Consider the following 22,170-nt stretch of genomic DNA (forward strand, 5'->3'; position numbering starts at 1 on the left):
TGCCGTGGTTAGGTGGAATCAAGACCTGATGACGGTCGAAGCATTGCAGTGCCCGGTTCAAATTATGGGTTCGGGTCAACCAATGAAAGCGAGCAGCCATCATGAGCAGCACAGCAGGCCCCGAAGACCGCCTTCCCCGCCGCGCACGCGAGGAAGACGCAATCGTTGACCGGGATCCCCGGATCCACGACGCCCGCCAGGACGGCGTGACTGCGGAACAGCCCGTCACGGCCGACCGGCAGGCGGAACGCCGCGCCGAGGCGCGAGCCGAAAACCGCGCCGAGGACCGGGCGGAGGCACGGGCCGAGCGCGCGAACGACACCCGCCCCTTCCCCGCCGCTCCGCTCGCGGGCACCGCTGCTACCGGCGCCGCCGCAGCGGGCACAGCCAGCCGCGACGACCGGGTGGTCCACGGGACTCGCGATGACCGCCTCGCAGACGACACCGTCGTTGAAGAGGTGCCCACCCGCGAAACCGTGGTGGCCCGCGAGAAGGAGCAGTTCGGCGGCGTCAAGATCGGCTCCGCGTTCTTCGGCTGGCTTGCCGCCACCGGCATGGCCGTGCTGCTCACCGCCCTGGTCGCCGCCGCCGGCACCGCCGTCGGCCTGGCCACCAACACCAACGTCAACGAGGCGGTCAACCAGGCCTCGCAGAACCAGAGTGTGGGAATCGCAGGCATCATCGCCCTGCTCGTGATCCTCTTTGTGTCCTACTACTGCGGCGGCTACGTGGCCGGCCGGATGGCCCGCTTCAACGGCGCCCGCCAGGGCCTGATGGTGTGGATCTGGGCACTGATCGCGGCCATCGTCGTCGCCATCCTTGCCATGACCGCCGGACAGCAGTTCAACGTCCTCGCAAACCTGAACAGCTTCCCGCGCATCCCGGTCAACGAGGGCGACCTCACCGCCACGAGCATGATCGCCGCGGTCGTCATTGCCGTGGTGGCCCTCATCGGCGCGATGCTCGGCGGCCTTGCCGGCATGCGCTTCCACCGCAAGGTGGACCGCGCAGGCTTCGCCCCGATAGAAACCGTCGAGGAGCGCTAGGCGAGAGTGACCGCGCCGACGTAGTACCAGCGTCGGTCCTCGCGCAGGAAACGGCTCGTTTCGTGCTGGACCCCGCGTTCGCCGTCGTGCCGGTAATACGCTATGAACTCGACGGTCCCCTCGGTGTCCAGCGGGCCGCCGCGGCCCGTCGACACGATGTCCAGGCGCCGCCACCCCACGGCCGGATCCAGCTCCAGCTGGGCCGGCCGTGTGTCCGGATGCCAGGTCCGCAGCAGGTAGGCCGCATCAAGCACCACGAACGCGCTGTAGCGGGAACGCATCAGCTGCTCCGCGGTGGGGGCCTCCGCGTCGCCGCGGTGGAACCGGCCGCAGCAGTCGCCATACTGCTCGCCGGATAGGCACGGGCAGTTGCCCTGGTACGGGGCGTCGTGGGGCTCCGAACTGGCGGCCTGGGCGTGCGTCAAAGGGATCCTTCCGGCGGGCCGGGCGGGTCCGGCGTGGTCTGTTTCCGACTATAGACGCCCGGCCGGATTTGAGATTCCGACGGCGGCATTCGCAGCGGCGGGGACACGGGAGTCCCCGTGCGGGTTGCCGAAGGTATCAGCTTGGACACATAGTGCCCGGTAAGGCCATTACCTGCGTGTCAGTTCGAAATTGTCCGTATGGTTAAGAAGGGCTGTTGCCCGGCGGAACGATTGCGGCACGGACCTCACTGCAGGCTGGATTGGAGAGGCGAAGTGGAAGACCCGACAACGATCGCCATGAACCTGACCTTCTTCGGCACCCTTGGTGTTGCCCTCGTCATGTTCTTCGGCCTCTTCCTTGCCCTCGTCATCACCTTGCTGCTTGCCGGAATCGGCCGGTTGCTGGCCATCGCCGTCGCGGCCCTCGCCAGCGGCCTGAAGTCAGCACGCGAACCGGCCGGCCAGACGATCGCCGTCGAACCTAGTGCCGCCGCCGGCAAGGCCGCGAGGCCGGCTAAGCCAGCCAAACCGGCCCGCAAGGAGCCCCAGCTGTCCCCGGAGTGGGCCGCCGCCGTCGAGCGTGCCGATGCCCGTGCCAGGGCGCGGGCCAAGGCCGAAGCCGCTCCGGAAATCAAGGTCTCAGTCCGCGAGCTCCCGAGCCCCAAGGCCCCGGCTCGCGACATCAAGGAAGTGGGACCCCTGGTCGAGTCCGCGATGGACCGGAACGGCGTCCCGGCTGCCGCGCCACTGGCCCTTAAGAAGCCCCCGGTTCCGGCCACGAGCCCAATCCTGGACACCGGCTCGCTCGCCATGCTCAAACACCAGCCGGCCGAGCCGGGCCAGCGGCAAAGCCCGCGGCCGGCCCAGGGGCAGAACACAGAACGCAAGGCCAGCTGAACCCTTACCCCTGGCAGGCATCTGGGCTACGTTGGAACCCATGGAATTCAGATACCTCGGGCACAGCGGCTTCAAGATTTCGGAAATCACCTTCGGCAACTGGCTCACCCACGGCTCGCAAGTGGAGAACGACGTCGCGACCCAGTGCGTGCGGGCAGCGCTCGACGCCGGGATCAGCACCTTTGACACGGCGGATGTCTACGCCAACACCGCAGCCGAGACGGTTCTGGGTGCGGCGCTCAAGGACGAGCGCCGGGAGTCGCTGGAAATCTTCACGAAGGTATTCGGTCCCACCGGGCCCAAGGGCCATAACGATCTTGGACTTTCCCGCAAGCACATCATGGAATCCATCAACGGCTCGCTGTCCCGGCTGCAGACGGACTACGTGGACCTCTACCAGGCCCACCGCTATGACTACGAGACGCCGCTGGAAGAAACCATGCAGGCCTTCGCCGACATCGTGCGGCAGGGCAAGGCGCTGTACATCGGCGTCAGTGAGTGGACGGCCAACCAGATCCGCGACGGCCATGCCCTCGCCAAGGACCTTGGCTTCCAGCTGATCTCCAACCAGCCGCAGTACTCCATGCTGTGGCGGGTCATCGAGGCCGAGGTGGTCCCGACGTCGGAGGAGCTGGGCCTGTCCCAGATCGTCTGGTCCCCCATGGCCCAGGGCGTGCTTAGTGGCAAGTACCACCCCGGCAAACCCGCGCCCGAGGGCAGCCGCGCCACGGACGCCAAGGGCGGCGCCCGGATGATCGAGCGCTGGATGTCCGACGAGGTGCTGACCGGAGTGCAGCAGCTCAAGCCGATCGCGGAGGAGGCCGGGCTGACCATGGCACAGCTGAGCATCGCGTGGGTGCTGCAGAACAAGAATGTGGCATCCGCCATCATGGGCGCGTCCCGGCCGGAGCAGATCGCCGGAAACGTGGCCGCCGCCGGCGTGAAACTGGACCCGGCCATCATGGACAAGATCGACGCCGCCATCGGTTCCCTCGCCGAACGGGACCCGGCGCAGACCAAGTCGCCGGCCTCCCGCGAGGCCTAGCCCGTGCAGACTCTGCCGGATCTCGCTGTCACCGGTGCCACCGGCCACCTCGGCGGCCAGGTGGCCCGGCTGCTGGCCGCCGCGGGAAGCGCCCAACGGCTGCTCGTGCGCGACCTCGGCCGGGCACCGGAACTGGACGGCGCCGTTCCCGTCCTCGCCAGCTACGCGGACGCCGCACAGGCACGAACCGCCCTGGCCGGGGTGAAGACCCTCTTCATGGTCTCCGCGGCGGAGGCCGAGGACAGGCTCCAGCAGCACTACACCTTCGTCGACGCGGCGGCTGAGGCCGGCGTGCAGCACATCGTGTACACCTCGTTCTTCGGCGCCGCCCCGGACTGCACCTTCACGCTGGGACGGGACCACTATGCCACCGAGGAGCGGATCAAGGCCTCCGGAATGGACTACACGATCCTGCGGGACAACTTCTACCTGGACTTCCTGCCGCTGCTGGCCGGCGCGGACGGTGTGATCCGCGGCCCCGCCGGGGACGGCGTGATGGCAGCCGTGGCCCGGGCGGACGTTGCCCGTTCCGCGCTGGCTGTGCTGCGGGACCCAGCGCTGCACGTGGGCCGGAGCTATGACCTGACCGGCCCGAAGGACCTTTCGCTGACCGCGGCCGCCGTCCTGCTGACCGCCGGCACCGGCCGCACCATCAGGTACCACAACGAGACCCTCGAAGAGGCGTACGCCTCCCGGGAACCCTATGGAGCGCCGCCCTGGCAAGTGGACGCCTGGGTCAGCACCTACACCGCCATCGCCGCCGGCGAGCTCGCGGGGCCGACGTCGGCCGTGCACGAACTGACCGGGCGGGAGCCGCTGGGACTGGCGGACTTCCTCGCCGAAGCGCACTCACTCTAGGCGGCAGGCCCTAGGCGGGCCGGCGCGCGGCCCGGTATTGACGCATACCGGGCGGCGGCGTAGACCTGAAGGAACGCGAAGAGCACACAGAATCGCAGTCCCATGCCCAAACAACTGTCCAAGCACACTTCACCGGTCATGGCACGGCGCCGGCAAACGCAAGAGCTGGCGGCGCACCCCGGTGAGCCCAGCCATGGGCCGCTCACGGCCGAAGAGCTGCAGCTTGCAGTGCGGAACCACTCGATGCCGTTGGAGGCCCTCCGGAACGACGTGACACCGCCCGGGCTGCACTACCTGCTGGACCACTTCGACATCCCGGCCATCGACGCGGACAGCTGGCACCTGAGGATTGGCGGCGCGGTGCAGCGGTCGCTGGAACTGAACCTCCGGGCCCTGCGCCGCGCACCGAGCATCAGCGTCCCGGTCACGCTGGAGTGCGCCGGCAACGGCCGGGCCCTGCTCAAACCGCGGCCGCTGAGCCAGCCCTGGATGATGGAGGGCGTCGGCACCGCCGTCTGGACCGGGGTGCCGCTGGCCTACCTGCTGACCCAGGCCGGCGTGGACGAGGACGCCGTCGAGGTCGCGTTCACCGGGGCCGACGCCGGGATCCAGGGCGGCTTGCGCCAGCAGTACGCGCGCAGCCTGCCGGTCAGCGAAGCGCTGCGGCCCGACGTCGTGCTGGCGTACCGGATGAACGGCGCCGAGCTGCCGCCGCAGCACGGCTATCCGCTGCGGCTCGTCGTCCCCGGCTGGTACGGCATGGCCAGCGTCAAGTGGCTGTCTGCTATCAAGGTGCTGACCAAGCCCTTCGACGGGTTCCAGCAGTCCGTCGCGTACCGCTACCAGCAGGACGCGGACGACGCCGGCACTCCGGTCAGGTGGATCAAGGTGCGTTCGCTCATGGTTCCTCCGGGTATCCCGGACTTCTTCACCCGGCAGCGGTTCCTGCCCGCGGGCCCGGTGATGCTGACCGGACGGGCTTGGTCCGGCCACGGCGCCGTCCAGCGGGTGGAGGTGGGAATCGACGGCAAATGGGCCCCCGCGCAGCTGGAACATCCCGCGGCGCCATTCGCCTGGTCCGCATGGTCGATGCCGTGGGTGGCGGACCCTGGACAGCACGAACTTTCCTGCCGCGCGACGGACTCCAGCGGCGCCACCCAGCCGCTCGAGCCGGTCTGGAACCACCAGGGCATGGGCAACAATGTGGTCCAGCGGGTCAAAGTCACGGTGGAATAGCCGCCGGACGAATCAGCACAGATCCTGACGAGCGGGACGGGAACCGCTAGTAGTCCACGATCGCGCCGCTGGAGATGTTGATGGTGGCATCGGTGATGGCGCCGGCCTTGTCCGAGGCGATGAAGCTCGCCACGTTGCCGACGTCCACCAGGGTGGCGGTTCGGTTCAGGTGCGCGGTCTTGGCGATCTCCACCACGATCTCCTCGCGCTCCTCCACCTGCCAGGGAATGGTCTCGATGATTCCGCCGGTGACCATGGTGACGACGCGCACCCCTGACTTCCCCAGTTCCAGGGCCCATTGCCGCCGCTGGCCCTCCATCGCATCCAAGGCCACCTTGAAGCCGCCGAGGCCGGCGAGGGTCTGCGGGCCCGAGCCGCCGAACATCAGCACGACGCCAGACTTTTGCTTGATCATGTAGCTCGCTGCGGCCCTGGTGGTGAGGAAGTGGGTGCGGGTGGCCAGTGTGATGGGCTGGGCAAAGTCATTGACGTCGATTTCCATCAGGGGCTGCTGGATATCGCCGAAGGAAATGACGTTGAACGAGATGTCGATCCGTTTGGACTTTTTCGCCACGAAGTCCACAAAGGCGTCCACTTGCTCCTCGTCCAGGGCATCGACGACGGCGGTTTCCGCCGTTCCACCTTGCTCCCTGATGTCCCGCGCGACTTTCTCCAGCCTGGATTCCGTGCGGCCTGCGAGATACACCGTCGCGCCCTCGCCCGCAAAGGCCCGTGCCACCGCTCCGCCGATCGCACCGCCGGCGCCGTAGATCAGCGCGGTCTTGCCCTGCAGTAGGCCGCCAGCCGGCACTTGGTTAGTGAGCATCGTTCCCTGCCTCCCGCCGCGGAGTGGTGAATTCCCTCAACTATGTTCTCGCTGGGGTCAGGTGACAAGGGGTCAGGTGGCAACGGGACGAACGGCTCAGGACACGAGGGTTCCGCGCACGATGCTCACGCTGGAGTGCGCGGGATTGCCGTCGACCGGTTCGTCGGACACGTCCACGATCGGGTACTCGCTCAGGTTCAGGCCCGCCGGCACCGGGAAGGTGCCCGAATCAGAGGTCATGACCCCAAGGCTCACCAGCCGGGACAGGTCCGGCGCTATCAGCCAGACCTCCTGGTACCCGCGGGCCTCATTCTTGTTGACCTGAACTTCCAGGGTGCGCTGACCGTCCTTGGCCTCGACGACGCGGGCCGATCCGGTGGCCGAGTGCTGATCGACCGGGGCGAGCTCGGCGCGGGCCAACGGGGTCACCTGCGCCTGGTTCTGCTGTACGGACCAGAAGGCTCCCGCCGCCAGAAGGACTGTGGCGGCGGCGGCCGCCAGCCACACCCCGGGGCGGCGCATCCAGCCCGCGCCCCCGCCGGGCTTCCGTTTCCGGGCGGCGCGCTCTTCCCTGGAGGGCAGCGGCGCCGGTGACGGTGACACCGGCGACTCCGACGACGCCGACGGCGACGGCGACGGCGCCGGCGAATCGGAGGCCGCGAGCGGGTTTGCGGCGACGGCGGGGGAAAGCCCCAGCGCGCTGTGAATTCCTGCCCACACCTGCGGTCCCGGCGCTTCGAGCGCGACGGCGTCCGGTCCCGGCTTGGCCGCGACCACGGCACGGCGGAGCCCCGCAAAGTCCGCTGCGCAGCCGGCGCAGGAGCGGAGGTGGTCCGCGGCGTCGTCCCCGAGCTCCTCGCCAAGTGCCAGCAGGCTCAGGGACTCCGGATCAAGATGTTGCACGGTCTACTTCCAATCGGCTTCTGAGCACGGACAGGCTGCGGCGGATGTGGCTCTTGACGGTACCAAGCGGCAGGTCCAGTTTCTGTGAGATCTGCGAGTGCGTCAGGTCGTCGTAAAAAGCGAGCTTGAGGATGGATCCTTGCGGTTCGCCCAGCCGCTCGAGTTCCCCATCCAGCAGCAGCCGGTCGGCGAGCAGCTCGGCCGCCGCGTGCCCGGCGGCCTGGCCCGGGTCCGGTGAGTGTTCGACGGCGGCCAGGACCTTCCGGGTTTCCCGCGTTGTAGCCGCCTGGGCGTCCGCAATGACATTCCGCGTGATGCCGACGATCCACGCCGGCAGCCGCGCCTTCGAGGGATCGAACGCGGACCGCGAGCGCCAGACCCGGATAAAGACTTCCTGGGTGGCATCGTCGGCCGCGGCGCTGTCGCGCAGCGAGCGCAAGGCCAGGGTGTGCACCAGGGGTGAGAATTGCCGGTACGCCTCTGCCAGCGCGATTTCGTCCCCGGCAGCGAACGCCTCGTTCAGTCGCGCGTCCCAGGCGGAGGGGGACTCGAAAGGTGCCAAGCCCGGCTCCTTCCCCCTGCTGGCGGCGACAATGAGCGCTGCGTCCTGGATCACGCCGGCACCGCCGTGACAATCACATTGTCGCCGTAGTCCTGTTGTTCGTCCAGCCATCTGCCCCCGCAGGTCACGAGCTTCAGCTGCGGCGGCCCGTCGCGCCGAAACACGGAGGCGCCGTCGAACGCGTCCTTGGCCATCAGCTCCACCCGGATCACCCGATAGGCCAGGGGCGCGGCACCGTGCCGCTGGACCGTGACGATGGAGCCGGCCGGCAACGACTTGAGCTGGGAGAACGGCGCCGACTCGGAGGTGGTGTCGACGTGCGCCGCCACCACGGCAGTGCCGGCGGCGGCCCCGGGAGCAGGCCCGAAGCGGTACCAGCCGGCCTGGTTGAAGGGCTCCGGGATCTCCATGGCCCCGTCGGGGCTGACCCCCACCTCCACAATGGGCATGTTGATGGTGGTTCCAGCGACAGTCAGGAAGCGCGGGGCCGGATCCTTGGCCGGGCTGGCCACCGGGGCCGCCGGCCGGACCGGGATGGGTGACTTCGGGACCGCTGACTTTCGGGCGGGAGCCGGCGCGACCTGCACAGGCCGCTTGGGCTGGGTTTGCGGCGGTATTTCGACGCCGGGTTGGCCGGCGCCGGGGGCTGCAGTCCCCAGGCCGGCTGTCTCCGAAGGCAGCGGAGCGGAGCTCAACTGGGGGGCGGCGCAACCGGCGATCAGCAGCGCCACCGTGGCGGCGGATGCCGCGATCCGCGCGGCGGAGCGCTGGGCGGACCTTTGCGGAACATCGGCGTGGAGACGCCAGGTGGCCTTCGCCGTCTTGCGCAGCATGTTCTTCCTCCTCCCGTAGTGAGCCCAAGGGCCGGCCGCCCGGGGTGTCCGGGCGGCCGGCGTGGGCGTTCGCGTCCTAGCGGGTGCGGCGGAACGCCGGCTGCCTGCGGGCCACAACAACACCGCCGACAAGCAGCAGCATCACTGCGGCACCGATGCCTACAGTCGCGGCTGTCTGACCGAAGGGTGCGGTGCCGGCGTCGGCGGCTCCGGAGCGTCCGCCCGGAACGCCGCCGGGAGCGGAGTGCAGCCCCTCGATCTTCTGTACGGCCAGTTTCAGGTTCTTGTCCGCGAGGCTGCCCCATGCGTAGACCACGGTGTGGGTGCCTTCGGCGACAGTCACGTTGGCCGGGCCGATCACCGGAGCCGTGGTGCCGGCGGCGGCGACGGCAACGGACAGGGTCCCGGGGTCAAGGGTGAGCGTCTTCGCCTTGGGATTGGCCAGGTTTGAGATGACGGGGGCGCCGCCTGCAAGGATGTCCACGGCCGGCGCCGCTGCCGTATGGCGGACAGTGAGCTTGCCCTTGCCGGGACCGATTTGCGACACGTCGTTGGTGAAGAAGTTGGCCGTCGGTTTGCCCGCAGCGTCGAGGTTGGCAACGGCCGTGTAGTTGCCGCTGGCGGCGAGGTTGACCTTCACGGGACCGATTACGGGGGCAGAGGCGTCCTTGGCATTTGCGGCGGTGATGGCAAGTTCATAGGCCCCGGCAGGAAGGGCCAGCGGACCGGCCAGGGTCCCCGGGGCGAAGTCATCCAAGGTGCGTTCGCCGTTGACCCATACGTCAACGGTCAACCCCGGCACTCCGTGGAGGACGGAAAGCTGGGCGTCGGGCTCGGCTGCCTGGGCGGGGCCGGCAAGGGTGAGTGCTGCCGCGATTGCCACGGCGCCTGCACTGAAAAGGCTGGTACGCATTTACATCTCCTTCAACGGCCCGGGGAGCGGGCGATTACTTGCTTACACCCCTACTACCGGCGCGAGGGGCCGTTTGGATGCAGATGCATGTAGAAATGTTTTGCAGGAGGACTGTGCGTGCCCAGCGGACGTAGTCCAGCAGCCGGGTTCCTCAGTGAGGTGCCCGGCTGCCGCAGGAGACGATCTGGGGTGGCCTAGGGACGCGGAGGGACCTCCGGGCCGCCTCTCCCCTCGTGAACTTCCGGAGGAACAGCCGCGGACGGGCCGCCGATCCCATAGAAGCCCGGCGGCCCGGGTTGCTGCTCGGGCGTTCCGGCCTGGGCCGCAGTCTGGCCCGGGCCGGGTGCCGGCTGGCCGTACGCGGGGGCCGGCGGAGGGCCGGCGGTCGGCACCGGCTGGAGGTCGCCCGGATCGGTGGGCCCCATGTCCAGATGGAACGGCGGGTATTCGTCCCGCATGAGGGCCACGTAGGTGATGACGCGGTAGATCCAGCGGTTCAGGCCCATCAGCAGGTCGAACAGCCCGCGCCAGTACTGGCCGGTGAACAGCAGGATGACGCCCGCGATGAGCACCAGCAGCCCGATCAGCGAGATGCCGGCGTTCTGCTGGACCCACTGCCCGTCGTCCCAGTAACCCTCGCGGCTGCCCCAGACTCTCGTGGTGCCGGTGAGGACCCCCACGATGAGCAGATGCGGGATGGCCAGCAGCCAGGACTTCACCAGCACTAAGCCGTGGGACAGTTTCTCCGGGTAGTCGACGTCGAAGTCCGCCGGATAGCCGGTGCGGGCCAGCGTGAATGGCGGGTACTGGTCCGTGCCGATCGCCGCGTAGGAGTAGAACGCCACCCGCCAGCTCCAGCGGATCACGCCCACGTTGAAGTTGAACAGCGAGCGCGGATAGCGGCCGGTGAAAAGGATCGCGAAGCCGGCCACGATTGTGGTGACGACGAAGGCGAACCAAAGGAAGAACAGCACGATGTAGTGCGGGATGGCCAGGAACCACTTGACCAGCCACAGCCAGCGGGACAGTTGCGGGTCCAGATAGCCACTGAGCCGGGCCGGATAGACATAACCCCCGGGAGGGGCGCCGGACGGCAGCGGTCCCGCCGAGTACGGGGCACCTGCGTAGGGAGCGCCGGCGTAGGAAGCACCTGGGTAAGGAGCCGGGGCGTGTGGAGCGCCGGCGTAAGGAGCCCCAGGCTGCTGCCCGGGACCCTGCGGCGGCCTGCCGCGTCCCAGCCCGGCTGCGCCGGCCACAATCAGGGGGACACCCACCGCCAGCAACACAATGCCGCCGATCAGTAGCCCGAGGAAGATTGGCCAGAGGAGGTCCGAGCGGGCACCGCCGCGGAGGTCGACAGAAACCGGGCTGCTCGCGTCGGCGTTCATGATCACGACCGCCCAGTTCCCGGAGCGCAGGTCCCACTTGAGTTCCTGGCTGCCGGCCCCGGTGGCGGACGCCGTCCAAAATTTCTGATCCGCAGGCCGGGCGGGAGGCTTGGTTCCGGACACATCACGGTACTCGGCCCGGAAAGGCGAGAAGCGGACCTCGGTCAGCTCGGAATGTTTGACGCCGCTCAAATAGGCGGCCACGTCTGCCTGCGGAGCAATGCCGATGAAGATCTGCTGCGCCGAGTCCGCAGCGGAGCCGCGCAGCATCACGCTGCCGGCCGCCGCGGCCGGGTCGACTCCGGCGGGTCCGGCGTCGGTCATGACATTCAGCCGCGGCGAGGTCAACGCGTAAGAGTCCACCGTGTAGCGCTCGGACGGGGTGGTGAAATAGCCGCCGTCGCGCTGCTGGTAATTGGCCCAACCGGTGAAGCCGGCCCCGGCGAGAAGTCCCAGTCCCAGCAGCGCCGCAAGCGTGCCGAGCACCAGCATGACAATCCGGCCCGGTTTCATGGCCGTTCCAACGCCTCCAGCAGTGACTTGCCCCATCGTGCGGCCTTCTCGATTTCGCCGGGCCGCAACGGCCCCTCGCTGCCCTGGACGTAAAAGGGCATAGGCTCGGAAATGATGTCGGCGCCGTTGTCCCGGAGCGCGTGCGCCATCTTCTTCGCCGCGTCGCCGTGGACGAACATCCGGACGCGGGTGTCGAAAGCTGCCGCTTTGACCCCGTTAAGATGGCCGTCCCCAAGCGTCGAGAGCAACTCCGTGATCTTCGGCGTCGGACGCCAGCCGTTGATGGGGCTTCCAAGCACGAGCAGGTCCCCCGCAGCCAGGTCGTCGGGGGAAAACTCGTTGACCGGCACGGGTGTGGCGTGGAGTTCGCCGAGCGAGCCGGCGACGGCTTCCGCCACGGATTTGGTGTTGCCGAACGCCGAATCGTAGACAACGTGGGCTTTCATGCGGTGATCACCACTTTCAGGGCCTTCGTTTCCGCGGCTCTGGCGAAGGTGTCGTAGGCGTCCATGAACTGGTCGAAACTGAAGTGGTGGGTGGCGAACTTGTCTGCCGGCACCTTGTCCTGGGCTACCAGCTTGAGCAACATCGGGGTGGTGTTGGCATTGACCAGACCCATGCTGATGTTGATGTTCCGGATCCAAAGGTCCTCCACGTGAAGTTCCACGGATTTTCCGTGCACTCCCACGTTGGCCACGTTGCCGCCCGGACGGACAATGTCGGTGCACATGCTGAAGGTTGCCGGGATACCGACAGCCTCGATCGCCACGTCCACGCCCTGCCCGTCGGTGAGCACCATGACCTGGTCCTTCCAGTCGGCGTCCCCGGAAAGCACGACGTCAGTGGCGCCAAACTCGCGTGATTTTTCCAGCCGGTTCGCGTCGAGGTCGATGGCGATGATGGTGGCGGCGCCATAGAGGCCCGCGGTGGCGATTGCTGCAAGCCCGACCGGGCCGGCACCCACCACGGCCACGGTGTCGCCGGGCTTGACCCGGCCGTACTGCACGCCGATCTCAAACCCGGTGGGCAGGATGTCGGACAGCATCACTGCCTGCTCGTCGCTCACACCCTCCGGCAGTAGATGGAGCGAGTTTTCAGCGTAGGGGACGCGGACGTATTCGGCCTGTGTGCCGTCAATCAGGTGTCCAAAGATCCAGCCGATCCCGGACTGCCCTTCCTCGCCCATGCAGTGCGAGTAGAGCCCGGTCTTGCAGTTAGCGCAGTGCCCGCAGGACTTGATGCAGGAAATAATGACGCGGTCGCCCACCTTCAGTCCGGTCACGGAGGACCCGGTCTCGGTGATGGTTCCTACGCCCTCGTGGCCGAGGATCCGGCCCTTGGTTACGGCGGGCACGTCGCCCTTGAGGATGTGGAGATCCGTGCCGCAGATGGTGGTGGTATCCACCTTGACGATCACGTCGCTGGGATTCTGGATCTTCGGATCCGGGACGTCCGTCCAGGACTTCTGGCCGGGGCCGCCGTACACGAGGGCTTTCATGCGAGCTCCTTGGTTCTGAGGATGACCTGCGGATCGACGATCCGCAGGCGGCAGGGGGTGACAGACGAGTCAATGCCGGAAGAAACGATGGACTGGCGGGCGTGCTCGCGGAGTTCCTCGAAAGCTGCCGCGGTGACCCGGGCGTGCGCCAGGTCCACGATGATCTCGTAGCCTGCGAGTCTGGAAGTCACCCGGCGGCACACCACGTAGAGAGCCCGGATGTTGGCGGTCGTGACGACGCCGCGCACCTCGACGCGCGCGGACTCCTCCGCGGGGTCGATCCGGATGACCACCTTAATCCGCGGATCGCCGTGGGAGGGGTGTGCGTGGAAAGACCGGGCGCGGCTGGCTTGGTTCAAGTGTCGCAGCGGGCTCATGCGTTCTCAGAGCTCCCCCGCTGCGCAGCCGTGGTGGCGGTCGTCGTGTGCGCATCGGCTGCGACAGAATATTGACTAGACATGTTGGATGGTCTCCTGCCTTTCCTGCCCAAGCTGGAAAGTGCAAATGCCATTTCCTCACCCCAGGGTCCTAGCGAGACCGAAAATGCTTGCAGGCGGTTCATCCCCCATGGCCGTGCAGGAACCGCCCCAATTCCAGAATGACCTCCGTGCTGTTCGCGGGCAAGGGGGCGAAAGTCCCTTGCACGCGCCGGGGCTCGGGCGACTGGGAGGCGTGTGTTGGCAGTGACCAGTGGTGCGCGAATTGTTGCCACCCCCAGGTGGCCCTAGCCTGTTCCTATGCCGAAAAATGCCGTTTCCGCCGCTCAGCCGGGTCTTGCCCTCACCTCGGTCCGGCAGCCGGGGGAAATGACGCTGTGTGACATTTTCATTACGGACGGCATTGTTGCTCGGATTGTGCCCGCGGGCTCGCGGGGTCCGTCGTCGGAGGCTTCGGCGGGCGGTCTCGACGTAGTGGACCTGGACGGGCGCTTCGTGATGCCGGGGCTGTGGGACGAGCATGTCCACATGACCCAGTGGGCCCTGGCCGCGGGCCGGATCGATCTTTCCGGCGCAGGCTCCGCTCGGGAAGCGGCCGCCGTCGTGCAATCCCAGCTGAATGAAAAGGGTTCCGGGGCGGCGGAAGGTAGAGGCTACGGCGGCGCCGCGGCCGGCGGCCGGACGCTCGTCGGCGTCGGATTCCGCGACGCTGTCTGGGCGGACATGCCCAGTCTTGAACTGCTCGACGGCGCAACCGCCGGCGTCCCCACGGCGCTGATCAGCCACGATCTGCACTGCGTGTGGCTCAACACCGCGGCCGCCGGGCGCTACGGCGTGGCCGTGGGTGCGGACGGACTGCTCCGCGAGGATCCGGCCTTTGAACTCACCAGGGAGTTGGGCCGACTGCCCGACGTCGCGGTCGACGCCATGGTCCGCGACGCCGGGAAGGCAGCCGCTGCGCGAGGCATCGTGGGGATTGTCGACTTCGAGATGGTCTGGAACCGGGATACGTGGCTGCGGCGGATCGCGGCGGGGTTCGATTCCTTCCGCGTTGATGCGGGGGTCTATCCGCAGGATCTGGACCGAGCCGTCGGCGCGGGGATGCGGACCGGCCAGCAGGTTCCGGAGGGCGGCGGACTCCTTCGGGTGGGTCCGCTGAAGGTCTTGATCGACGGCTCACTGAACACGCGCACGGCGTACTGCGTGGACCCCTACCCGCACGGCGGCCGCGGCCTGCTCACGGTCAGCGAGCCGGAGTTGCTGGAGCTGCTGGTGCGGGCCCGCGACACCGGGTTCGTCCCCGCGGTACACGCGATCGGCGACGGCGCCAACGAGGTGGCTTTGAACGCCTTCGAGGCGGCCGGAGTACGGGGCCGGATTGAGCATGCCCAGTTTGTCCGGCAGCAAGACTTCGCACGGTTCGGCGAACTGGGCCTGACCGCCAGCGTGCAGCCCGCCCACGCCCTCGATGACCGCGACGCGGCCGACTCCAACTGGGCCGGCCGGACGGAGCGGGCGTTCCCGCTGCGCTCCCTGCTCGACGCCGGGGCCACGCTGGCACTTGGCTCCGACGCTCCGGTCGCGGCGCTGGAACCCTGGACGGCCATGTCTGCGGCCACCACCCGGGCCCGGCAGGACGGCCGCGGTCCGTGGCACCCGGAGCAGGCGCTGACCCGGCAGGAGGCGCTGGCTGCGTCGTCGCGCGGACGGCGCCGGATCAGCGTCGGCGACCCGGCCGACGTCGTCGTGCTCGACGCCGACCCGCTGGCCGCCTCCGACGCCGAGTTTGCCGCGATGCCGGTGGCCGCGACGCTGGTGGCGGGGCGGTTCACGCACCGCGGCGGGTTTTAGCTGGGCGCGCGGCGCAACCGGCTAGGCGCCCTTGACGCGGGCCTGGACCAGGTTGGCATAAGGCAGCCTGCCGTGGTCTGCGATGAACGCGGCGTGGTAGCCGGCTTCGGCCGCGGCTAGCTGGTCCACGGGTAGCTCCTTCCACGCGATGATCAGCTTGTTGGCGGCGGCGAGCTGCCAGATCAGCCGCCCATCCCAGTGGCCCGGCGGCTTGCCCTTGCCGAAGTCCACGAACTCCTGGATCTGCCGGCGCAGCCCCCGGTTGCCTTTGCTGCCCGGCCCGGCCTTGCCCACGTAGAGGACGTCGGCACCGTCGACCCATTCGACGTCGAGCGCCTCGGGCTTGAGGGTTGGATCCTTTTTCTTGAAGATGCCAGCCGTGCTCTTGGCGAGGAACTGAGGCCGGGCGCTGCCCGGCCCGGGGCTCTCGGGCAGCAGCACGGCGAAGATGCCGGGTTTCTGGGGGATCCGGTTGATGTCCAGCTCCGTTAGCGCCCGGAACCCGGTGAAGCCGTCCTGCTTCAGTGACTGTCTGTTGATCGGCATGGGTTCCTTGGCTTGGGCTTTTGGGCGTGGCGGTGCTCTTGGTGCCTACGGAGGCGGCGGTTTCTCGGCCGCCTTAATTGTCACAGGTGCCTGATTGACTGGATTCCATGGACGGCAAGCAAGGGCCCTACGTGGCTCCGGCGGACAGCGTAACGGTCGCGGACCTCGCGCGGATCCTGGCCGGGATCCCGGCCCCGGCCAGCGCCGCGGCCCTCATCGACGAAACACGCGAGCTGGAGGACCTGAAGTCCGTCCTGGCCGCCCGGCAGGCCCGGGACGCCGTCGCCTTCGACCTGGCCCAGCGCCGCGAACAATCCCTGGCCGGGGTTCCCGCCGACCAGCTCGGCACCGGCATTGCTGCGCAGCTCGCCCTCGCCCGCCGCGAATCCCCGGCCAAAGGCGGGAGACTCCTGGGCCTCGCCAAGGCACTCGTCACCGAAATGCCGCACACCCTCGCCGCCCTGGAAACCGGCCAGCTCAACGAATGGCGCGCAACCCTCCTGGCCCGCGAAACCGCCGTCCTGTCCCCCGCCGACCGGGCCGCCGTCGACGAAGAACTCGCCCCCGACGCCGAGACCTTCACCGGCGCCGGGGACCGCGCCATCATCGCCGCGGCCCGTGCCGCCGCGTACCGGCGGGACCCGCGCTCCATCACCCAGCGCGCCGGCCACGCCGAAACCGACCGCCACGTCAGCCTCCGCCCGGCCCCCGACACCATGTGCTACCTGACGGCGTTGTTGCCGGTCGGCCAGGGCGTGGCCGTGCACGCCGCCCTCACCCGGCACGCAGACGCTGCCCGGGCCGCCGGGGATCCCCGTTCCCGGGGCCAGCTGATGGCCGACGCCCTGGTGCAACGCACCACCGGCAAAGCCGGCGGGATCAGCGGCATCGACATCCAGCTCATCATGACCGACCGCACCCTCTTCCAGGCCGACAGCGAACCCGCCCGCCTCCCCGGCTACGGCATCGTCCCCGCAGGCTGGGCCAGGGCCCTGCTGAGGGACGCGGGCACCGGCACTGCGGGCGGCTCCGGCGCCGAACGCGCCTTCGCCCTCTGGGTCCGCAGGCTCTACACCGCGCCGGCCACCGGCGAACTCGTGGCCATGGACTCCCGCGCCCGGATCTTCCCGCCCGGGCTGCGCCGCTTAATCCAGGCCCGGGACCACACCTGCCGGACCCCCTACTGCGACGCACCCATCCGACACCTGGACCACATCATCCCCTGGCACACCGGCGGCGCAACCACAGCAGACAACGGCGCCGGACTCTGCGAAGCCTGCAACCACACCAAAGAAACCCCCGGCTGGAACGCACACCCACGCCCCGGACCCCGGCACACCCTCCAACTCACCACACCCACCGGCCACAGCTATCACTCCACCGCCCCGCCGCTGCCGGGAGGGGCATATGGATCGACTGCGACATTCGGCCAGCGTCGGGAAATTCGACACCTCGTCAAGGTGCTGAAGCTCGGGCGGGTCAGGACTGCGGCCTGAGACTTAGGGACGAGGTTGGCCGTCCGCGGCCTGCTGAGGGACTTCGGGGAGGGCGGCAGGCCGCCATGTATCCGCTAAACGCCAAAAATCCGTTAAACACAGGACCTGCAGGTACCTTCGCGATCTCGCTATGAGACGGCTCGGACATTTTCATGTCCAGAACGACCCGGCTTAATCAAGTGGTTACCTGCAGGCGCTTTAAGCGTACGCCTGCCCAGAAGCCGAGGCTAGGGGTCCGTCGCCTCTTCCGGGCCGCACGAAAACACCCTCCGGCACAGAAGCGTAGAGTGGAACAAGACGCCTGATTCTGGACGCCGAGTGCTGAGGGAGAAATCGTGACGATTGACTGGGACGAAAAGAAGACTCTGCTGCAGGAACCGAACATCGCGGCCGTGACCCAACTTTGCGACGAACTGATGGAGAAGAAGCCGGGATCTGTGGTCCCGTACATCGACCCCGTCCATGATGAGGACGAGTGCCGCATCGTGACCCTCCATATTGCGCCCGGCAAGGGCTGCGAATCGGGGTTCGTCTCGCATTTCAACGAGGACGAGGCAGCCCGCCGCGCCACCTCCATCTACGAAGCCGTCGAACTCGACCCGCGCTATGTGATGCCGTGGAACGCCTATCCCTGGGTCCGCGACCCGGAGCTCCCGTCAGCCCTGAACGTCCAGGAAAAGACCGACGGCTTGCGGCCCTTCCGCCAGTTCATGAAGATCAACAAGCGGACCTCCGCGATCATCGCCCACGGTGCCGACGCCCACGCCTTCCTGACGCTGTTCGAAAAGACCTACCACTCCTCACTGAAGAACCGCGGCGTGAAAATCTACAAAGCCACCGCGCTGGGTGGCCGCGCCTTTGCCGTATCGCCGGCCAAGCAGGAAGAACTCCTGGCCAAGAACGTCGCGGTCTACAAGGACGCCATGCAGCGGGCGGGGATCCAGCACCTCTAGGCGCCACACGACGCCGGCTCGCCGCCGCCTGCCGACGTCGCCCTTGGGCCCAACGGCCCTGCCCAACCACGTCTCCCCCAGCCAAGCTGGGATAGCTGACCGCATCACGGCCGGCCCGTCGCAGACGGATGCAGCGCAGACGGATACAGCGCTGACTGGTGCAGCTCGAAGGGACAACGGTATGGGACGTTTGGACGGCAAAGTCGCACTGATCAGCGGCGGCGCCCGCGGCATTGGCGCCGCGATCGCGCAGCGCTTCCTTGACGAAGGGGCGACGGCCGTCGTCGGCGATGTGCTGGACGACGACGGCGCCCAGTTACTGGCTCAACTCGGCGACGGCGTCCGCTACGTTCACCTGGACGTGACCAGCCCGGCGGACTGGGACGCAGCAGTTAACGAGGCCGTGTCCGCTTTCGGCGGCCTGAGCATCCTGGTCAACAATGCCGGCATCGTGAACTTCGGGCGGATCGACGACTACCCGCACGAACAATGGGCCCGGATCATCGAGGTGAACCTCACCGGGGTCTTCAACGGCATCAAGGCCGCCGCCCCAGCGCTGGCCAGGGCGGGCTCCTCCTCCATCATCAACGTCTCCTCCATCGCCGGGATGCGCGGCTACGAGAACCTCGCAGGCTACACCGCGTCGAAATTCGGCGTGCGCGGCCTGACCAAGGCGGCCGCACTCGACCTTGGGCGGGACGGGATCCGGGTCAACTCCGTCCACCCCGGCGTCATCCAGACCCCCATGACCGAGGGCATGACCTTCGACACCGGCCATGTGCCCCTGCACCGGATCGGCCAACCCGCCGAGATCGCGCAGCTCGCCGTCTATCTGGCCAGCGAGGAATCCTCCTTCGTCACGGGTGCCGAATTCGTCATTGATGGCGGCGAAACCGCGGGCACCGTCGTGCCGCCCGGTAGCTGACCGCGCAAGATGGAGAGGCTTATGACCGCACGCTCCGGATCCAAACTGGCCGTCGTCGGCGCCGGCAGCGTCGGCACGTCGCTGGCCTACGCCGCCCTGATCCGCGGCTCGGCCAGCCACGTCGTGCTCTTTGACGTCAACGCGGCCAAGGCCGAGGCCGAGGTCCTGGACCTGGCGCACGGCACCCAGTTCACGGCGGCGGCGGCAACCGTCAACGGCGGCGGGGACATCAGCGTCACCGAAGGCGCCGACGTCGTCGTCATCACCGCGGGGGCCAAACAGGCGCCCGGCCAGACCCGCCTGGACCTGGCCGGCACCAACGTCCGCATCCTCGAGCAGCTCATGCCGCAACTGCTCGAACACGCCCCGGACGCGGTCTACGTGCTTGTCACCAACCCCTGTGATGTGCTGACCGTGGCCGCGCAAAAGATCACCGGGCTGCCGACCGCCCGGGTTTTCTCCTCCGGCACCGTATTGGACACCTCGCGGCTGCGCTGGCTGCTGGCGCACCGCGCGGGCGTGTCCGTGACCAGCGTGCACGCCAGCATGGTCGGCGAACACGGCGACACCGAATTCCCGGTCTGGTCCGGTGCGACCATCGGCCCGGTGCCGATCCGGGACTGGAAGGTCGACGGCGAGCGCATCTTCACCCCCGGGTACCTCACCGAAACCGCCCGCGAAGTCACGCAGGCCGCCTACAAAGTCATCGCCGGCAAGGGCGCCACGAACTACGCGATCGGCCTCTCCGGTGCCCGGATCGTGGAGGCGCTGCTGCGCTCGGAAAACGCGGTGCTCCCGGTCTCCACGGTGCTGGGCGGGCAGTACGGGATCGACGGAATCGCCCTCTCACTGCCCAGCATCGTGGGCAACGGCGGCGTGCGCGCGGTCCTGGAGACACCCATGGACGAGGGCGAACTCGCTTCCCTCCACCACTCGGCCGAGACCCTGCGGCAGAGCCTCGCTTCCCTGGGGATCTGACCCCGGCTAAGCGGACTGCGTTATGGACGGCACCACCGTCACCGAGCCGAGGTGCGGCAGCGCCGCCTTGGCGCCCTCTTCCAGGTCCGCGGCCACCGAGGAAAGATCGGCCAGCCGGGCGTCCGGACTGAGGGGGACCGTGATCTCGGCGTGCAGCCGGTGGCCGGACCAGCGCAGCCGGGAGGTCCCGCCCAGTGGCGAGTGCTCCCGGACGACGCCAGCGAGCGCATCGCTCAGTTGGGGGTCGACGCCGTCCATGAGTCGCCGCCCGACGTCGCGCACGGTGCCCCAGAGCAGCACCATGATCGCCACCGAGATCAGCAGCCCCACGATCGGATCCGCCAACGGGAAGCCGAGCCAGACGCCGATGACACCGGCCACCACGGCGAGGGACGTGAAGCCGTCAGTCCGGGCGTGCACGCCGTCGGCGATCAGCGCCGCGGACCCGATCCGCCGGCCGACCCGGATCCGGTAGATCGCCACCAGCTCATTGCCCGCGAAGCCGACGAGGCCTGCAGCGAGGACCCAGCCGAGGTTCTGCACGGGCTGCGGTTCGAAGAAGCGGCGAATGGATTCGACGGCGGCCACGACCGCGGAGAGGGCGATCATGGCGACGATGAAGAGTCCGGCCAGGTCCTCGGCGCGCCCGAAGCCGTACGGGTAGGTACGCGTCGGTTTGCGCCGGCCGAGCAGGAACGCAATCCACAATGGCACCGCGGTAAGCGCATCGGAGAAATTGTGCACGGTGTCCGCCAGCAGCGCCACCGATCCGCTGATCAGCACAATCGCCAGCTGGAACAGCGAGGTGGCGCCCAGGCCCAGCAGCGAGACTTTAACTGCGCGGATGCCCTGGGCGCTGGACTCGAGTGCCTCGTCGATGGAGTCCGCGGCGTCATGGGAATGCGGGACGAAGAGCTCGTGCAGCCAACCCTTCAGCCCGGGGGCGTGGGTGTGGCCGTGCGGGTGGTCGTGATCGTGCGGGTGGTCGTGATCGTGCGGATGATCGTGCGGGTGGTCGTGCTCGTGGTCGTGATCGTGCGGATGATCGTGGCCGTCGTGTTCCCCGTGGCGGTTGTGGCCCACAGCGTTCCCCGGCCCGCTCATGCGCCGTGTCCCGGGGCAGTGCCTAGCGCGTGCTCGGCCTGGTGGATCGCATCCATCACCAGCTGGCGGGCGTGATCATTCTGCAACCGGTAAAAGACCTTGGTGCCTTCCTGCCTGGTGGCGACCATACCGCCCAGCCGCATCTTGGCCAGGTGCTGCGAGACGGCAGAGGCCGGTTTCCCGACCTGCTCCGCCAAGGCCTTTACCGGCAGCTCACCGTTCCCCAGAGCGAGGATCAGCCGGACCCGCGTGGCGTCGGCCAGCATGGAAAATACTTCGACGGCCAGCTCCACGTGGGGGCTGTCGACATCAACCCGCATATCTGCATTCATACGCAGATACTTTCACACCCGCCGCGTCGGTCCAACTGTTAACCGGGCTCGCCGCGGGTGGCTGGAACACAATCAGCGGAGCCATCGTTGAACACCGGTAGCCTGAACTGCGGGACATCAGCCTGGAAGGAGGTGCGACGTGACCGAAGCATCGAAGCATGATCCGGCCGCCTGCCTCCTCCGCTTCGCCCTGCTGGCCGGCATCCTCGCCGTGCTTGCCGGGCTTCTCGGCATGCACGTCCTCGCCGGCACCCAGGGAGCGCACGCCTCGGCTGAGCACGTCCAGACCGCCCCAGCGTCCGGCCATTCTGCATCCTTCCACGCAGCTGCCGACCATACTGCACCCGCGCACACCGGCCAGGCGATCCATCACGAAACTCCGACGCCGCCGTCGTGCGTCTGCGGTGGAGGCTGCGGCGAACAGCACGCGGCACACACGTCGTGCACCCCGGCCCCCTCGGGCGCGTCCCTGAGCGCGCCCCTGCCCGGGACAACACTGCTCACGTTCCGGCCACGGAGCGCGGCGGAAGTGGACCAGCTCGCCGCCAACTCCTACCTCCCCTCCACGCCAACGCCGAACGAGCTGTCCATTAGCCGGACGTAAA

The 22,170-nt window shown here is 68.2% G+C and carries 24 protein-coding genes; 11 read left to right on the forward strand and 13 right to left on the reverse strand.

Features of this window, described 5'->3' with window-relative positions; genetic code table 11:
- Positions 1-101: 101 nt before the first annotated feature.
- Positions 102-1,046 (forward strand): YrzE family protein, encoded by a 945-nt coding sequence (locus tag AC1DGE_RS13350; RefSeq protein WP_476917605.1) that lies wholly within the window; start codon positions 102-104, stop codon positions 1,044-1,046.
- Here the strand turns inward: AC1DGE_RS13350 and AC1DGE_RS13355 are convergent.
- The gene (locus AC1DGE_RS13355) at positions 1,043-1,471 is read right to left on the reverse strand and encodes a YchJ family protein (protein WP_476917606.1); all 429 of its coding nucleotides are present in this window, start codon (positions 1,469-1,471) and stop codon (positions 1,043-1,045) included. The two genes, AC1DGE_RS13350 and AC1DGE_RS13355, sit on opposite strands and share 4 nt — an antisense overlap.
- A gap of 273 nt (positions 1,472-1,744) precedes the next feature.
- Here AC1DGE_RS13355 and AC1DGE_RS13360 point away from each other — a divergent pair, with 273 nt between their 5' ends.
- The 4 genes from AC1DGE_RS13360 (at position 1,745) to AC1DGE_RS13375 (ending at position 5,507) form a co-directional block, all read left to right on the forward strand.
- On the forward strand, positions 1,745-2,368 hold the full coding sequence (locus AC1DGE_RS13360) for a hypothetical protein (RefSeq protein ID WP_476917607.1): 624 nt from the start codon (positions 1,745-1,747) through the stop codon (positions 2,366-2,368).
- Between the two features lie 40 nt (positions 2,369-2,408).
- On the forward strand, positions 2,409-3,413 hold the full coding sequence (locus AC1DGE_RS13365; protein WP_441419281.1) for an aldo/keto reductase family protein: 1,005 nt from the start codon (positions 2,409-2,411) through the stop codon (positions 3,411-3,413).
- Positions 3,414-3,416: 3 nt separating this feature from the next.
- Positions 3,417-4,271, forward strand: coding sequence for an SDR family oxidoreductase (locus tag AC1DGE_RS13370; RefSeq protein ID WP_476893421.1), 855 nt, complete (start codon positions 3,417-3,419; stop codon positions 4,269-4,271).
- Positions 4,272-4,409: 138 nt separating this feature from the next.
- A complete protein-coding gene (locus tag AC1DGE_RS13375; protein WP_476917633.1) occupies positions 4,410-5,507 on the forward strand; it encodes a sulfite oxidase in 1,098 nt (365 codons plus the stop codon).
- 46 nt (positions 5,508-5,553) lie between these two features.
- On the opposite strand, the gene AC1DGE_RS13380 is transcribed toward AC1DGE_RS13375, so the two are convergent.
- The 9 genes from AC1DGE_RS13380 to AC1DGE_RS13420 all read right to left on the reverse strand — a co-directional run bounded on the left by AC1DGE_RS13380 (position 5,554) and on the right by AC1DGE_RS13420 (position 13,320).
- A complete protein-coding gene (locus tag AC1DGE_RS13380) occupies positions 5,554-6,333 on the reverse strand; it encodes an SDR family NAD(P)-dependent oxidoreductase (RefSeq protein ID WP_476917608.1) in 780 nt (259 codons plus the stop codon).
- A gap of 96 nt (positions 6,334-6,429) precedes the next feature.
- A complete protein-coding gene (locus AC1DGE_RS13385) occupies positions 6,430-7,236 on the reverse strand; it encodes an anti-sigma factor domain-containing protein (protein ID WP_476893420.1) in 807 nt (268 codons plus the stop codon).
- Positions 7,223-7,798: an RNA polymerase sigma factor gene (locus AC1DGE_RS13390; RefSeq protein ID WP_476917609.1), complete on the reverse strand. Its 576-nt coding sequence runs from the start codon at positions 7,796-7,798 to the stop codon at positions 7,223-7,225. Before AC1DGE_RS13390 ends, AC1DGE_RS13385 begins: the two co-directional genes overlap by 14 nt.
- A 50-nt stretch (positions 7,799-7,848) precedes the next feature.
- Positions 7,849-8,631: a class F sortase gene (locus AC1DGE_RS13395; protein ID WP_476917610.1), complete on the reverse strand. Its 783-nt coding sequence runs from the start codon at positions 8,629-8,631 to the stop codon at positions 7,849-7,851.
- A gap of 76 nt (positions 8,632-8,707) precedes the next feature.
- Positions 8,708-9,544 carry a DUF4397 domain-containing protein gene (locus AC1DGE_RS13400; protein WP_476917611.1) on the reverse strand — a complete coding sequence of 279 codons (837 nt, stop codon included), beginning with the start codon at positions 9,542-9,544 and terminating at the stop codon, positions 8,708-8,710.
- Positions 9,545-9,738: 194 nt separating this feature from the next.
- Positions 9,739-11,445 (reverse strand): DUF4389 domain-containing protein, encoded by a 1,707-nt coding sequence (locus AC1DGE_RS13405; RefSeq protein ID WP_476917612.1) that lies wholly within the window; start codon positions 11,443-11,445, stop codon positions 9,739-9,741.
- Complete coding sequence (locus tag AC1DGE_RS13410; protein ID WP_441419273.1) at positions 11,442-11,891, reverse strand: flavodoxin family protein; 450 nt, start codon at positions 11,889-11,891, stop codon at positions 11,442-11,444. The genes AC1DGE_RS13405 and AC1DGE_RS13410 overlap by 4 nt, the downstream gene beginning before the upstream one ends.
- Positions 11,888-12,943, reverse strand: coding sequence for a zinc-dependent alcohol dehydrogenase family protein (locus AC1DGE_RS13415; RefSeq protein ID WP_441419272.1), 1,056 nt, complete (start codon positions 12,941-12,943; stop codon positions 11,888-11,890). Before AC1DGE_RS13415 ends, AC1DGE_RS13410 begins: the two co-directional genes overlap by 4 nt.
- Positions 12,940-13,320 carry a DEAD/DEAH box helicase family protein gene (locus tag AC1DGE_RS13420; RefSeq protein WP_476917613.1) on the reverse strand — a complete coding sequence of 127 codons (381 nt, stop codon included), beginning with the start codon at positions 13,318-13,320 and terminating at the stop codon, positions 12,940-12,942. Before AC1DGE_RS13420 ends, AC1DGE_RS13415 begins: the two co-directional genes overlap by 4 nt.
- Before the next feature lie 360 nt (positions 13,321-13,680).
- On the opposite strand from AC1DGE_RS13420, the gene AC1DGE_RS13425 reads away from it, so the two are divergent.
- Positions 13,681-15,231, forward strand: a complete 1,551-nt coding sequence (locus AC1DGE_RS13425; protein WP_476917614.1) for an amidohydrolase — start codon at positions 13,681-13,683, stop codon at positions 15,229-15,231.
- Between the two features lie 21 nt (positions 15,232-15,252).
- Here the strand turns inward: AC1DGE_RS13425 and AC1DGE_RS13430 are convergent, their stop codons facing one another.
- On the reverse strand, positions 15,253-15,777 hold the full coding sequence (locus AC1DGE_RS13430; protein WP_476917615.1) for a hypothetical protein: 525 nt from the start codon (positions 15,775-15,777) through the stop codon (positions 15,253-15,255).
- A 107-nt stretch (positions 15,778-15,884) separates the two neighbouring features.
- Between AC1DGE_RS13430 and AC1DGE_RS13435 the strand changes: the two genes are divergently transcribed.
- The 4 genes from AC1DGE_RS13435 to AC1DGE_RS13450 all read left to right on the forward strand — a co-directional run bounded on the left by AC1DGE_RS13435 (position 15,885) and on the right by AC1DGE_RS13450 (position 20,129).
- On the forward strand, positions 15,885-17,273 hold the full coding sequence (locus AC1DGE_RS13435) for an HNH endonuclease (protein WP_476917616.1): 1,389 nt from the start codon (positions 15,885-15,887) through the stop codon (positions 17,271-17,273).
- Between the two features lie 335 nt (positions 17,274-17,608).
- The gene (locus AC1DGE_RS13440) at positions 17,609-18,226 is read left to right on the forward strand and encodes a uracil-DNA glycosylase family protein (RefSeq protein WP_441419267.1); all 618 of its coding nucleotides are present in this window, start codon (positions 17,609-17,611) and stop codon (positions 18,224-18,226) included.
- A 181-nt stretch (positions 18,227-18,407) separates the two neighbouring features.
- A complete protein-coding gene (locus AC1DGE_RS13445; protein ID WP_476917617.1) occupies positions 18,408-19,151 on the forward strand; it encodes a glucose 1-dehydrogenase in 744 nt (247 codons plus the stop codon).
- A gap of 21 nt (positions 19,152-19,172) precedes the next feature.
- Entirely contained in the window at positions 19,173-20,129 is a 957-nt protein-coding gene (locus tag AC1DGE_RS13450; RefSeq protein ID WP_476917618.1) for an L-lactate dehydrogenase, read from the forward strand.
- A gap of 6 nt (positions 20,130-20,135) precedes the next feature.
- On the opposite strand, the gene AC1DGE_RS13455 is transcribed toward AC1DGE_RS13450, so the two are convergent.
- Together AC1DGE_RS13455 and AC1DGE_RS13460 are read right to left on the reverse strand one after the other, a co-directional pair.
- Positions 20,136-21,233, reverse strand: coding sequence for a cation diffusion facilitator family transporter (locus AC1DGE_RS13455; RefSeq protein WP_476917619.1), 1,098 nt, complete (start codon positions 21,231-21,233; stop codon positions 20,136-20,138).
- The gene (locus tag AC1DGE_RS13460) at positions 21,230-21,565 is read right to left on the reverse strand and encodes an ArsR/SmtB family transcription factor (protein ID WP_476917620.1); all 336 of its coding nucleotides are present in this window, start codon (positions 21,563-21,565) and stop codon (positions 21,230-21,232) included. The genes AC1DGE_RS13455 and AC1DGE_RS13460 overlap by 4 nt, the downstream gene beginning before the upstream one ends.
- A 139-nt stretch (positions 21,566-21,704) precedes the next feature.
- Here AC1DGE_RS13460 and AC1DGE_RS13465 point away from each other — a divergent pair, with 139 nt between their 5' ends.
- Complete coding sequence (locus tag AC1DGE_RS13465; protein ID WP_476917621.1) at positions 21,705-22,169, forward strand: hypothetical protein; 465 nt, start codon at positions 21,705-21,707, stop codon at positions 22,167-22,169.
- Position 22,170: the final 1 nt, after the last annotated feature.

Source organism: Arthrobacter sp. 05N425 (assembly GCF_056397125.1).

What these genes read in the sequence shown, in the direction of transcription:
- AC1DGE_RS13400 (WP_476917611.1), bottom strand. Translation starts at nt 9,544, where the DNA reads ATGCGTACCAGCCTTTTCAGTGCAGGCGCCGTGGCAATCGCGGCAGCA.
- AC1DGE_RS13415 (WP_441419272.1), bottom strand. Translation starts at nt 12,943, where the DNA reads ATGAAAGCCCTCGTGTACGGCGGCCCCGGCCAGAAGTCCTGGACGGAC.
- AC1DGE_RS13445 (WP_476917617.1), top strand. Translation starts at nt 18,408, where the DNA reads ATGGGACGTTTGGACGGCAAAGTCGCACTGATCAGCGGCGGCGCCCGC.
- AC1DGE_RS13425 (WP_476917614.1), top strand. Translation starts at nt 13,681, where the DNA reads ATGCCGAAAAATGCCGTTTCCGCCGCTCAGCCGGGTCTTGCCCTCACC.
- AC1DGE_RS13405 (WP_476917612.1), bottom strand. Translation starts at nt 11,445, where the DNA reads ATGAAACCGGGCCGGATTGTCATGCTGGTGCTCGGCACGCTTGCGGCG.
- AC1DGE_RS13420 (WP_476917613.1), bottom strand. Translation starts at nt 13,320, where the DNA reads ATGAGCCCGCTGCGACACTTGAACCAAGCCAGCCGCGCCCGGTCTTTC.
- AC1DGE_RS13380 (WP_476917608.1), bottom strand. Translation starts at nt 6,333, where the DNA reads ATGCTCACTAACCAAGTGCCGGCTGGCGGCCTACTGCAGGGCAAGACC.
- AC1DGE_RS13430 (WP_476917615.1), bottom strand. Translation starts at nt 15,777, where the DNA reads ATGCCGATCAACAGACAGTCACTGAAGCAGGACGGCTTCACCGGGTTC.
- AC1DGE_RS13365 (WP_441419281.1), top strand. Translation starts at nt 2,409, where the DNA reads ATGGAATTCAGATACCTCGGGCACAGCGGCTTCAAGATTTCGGAAATC.
- AC1DGE_RS13410 (WP_441419273.1), bottom strand. Translation starts at nt 11,891, where the DNA reads ATGAAAGCCCACGTTGTCTACGATTCGGCGTTCGGCAACACCAAATCC.
- AC1DGE_RS13450 (WP_476917618.1), top strand. Translation starts at nt 19,173, where the DNA reads ATGACCGCACGCTCCGGATCCAAACTGGCCGTCGTCGGCGCCGGCAGC.
- AC1DGE_RS13395 (WP_476917610.1), bottom strand. Translation starts at nt 8,631, where the DNA reads ATGCTGCGCAAGACGGCGAAGGCCACCTGGCGTCTCCACGCCGATGTT.
- AC1DGE_RS13460 (WP_476917620.1), bottom strand. Translation starts at nt 21,565, where the DNA reads ATGAATGCAGATATGCGGGTTGATGTCGACAGCCCCCACGTGGAGCTG.
- AC1DGE_RS13435 (WP_476917616.1), top strand. Translation starts at nt 15,885, where the DNA reads ATGGACGGCAAGCAAGGGCCCTACGTGGCTCCGGCGGACAGCGTAACG.
- AC1DGE_RS13455 (WP_476917619.1), bottom strand. Translation starts at nt 21,233, where the DNA reads ATGAGCGGGCCGGGGAACGCTGTGGGCCACAACCGCCACGGGGAACAC.
- AC1DGE_RS13375 (WP_476917633.1), top strand. Translation starts at nt 4,410, where the DNA reads ATGGCACGGCGCCGGCAAACGCAAGAGCTGGCGGCGCACCCCGGTGAG.
- AC1DGE_RS13350 (WP_476917605.1), top strand. Translation starts at nt 102, where the DNA reads ATGAGCAGCACAGCAGGCCCCGAAGACCGCCTTCCCCGCCGCGCACGC.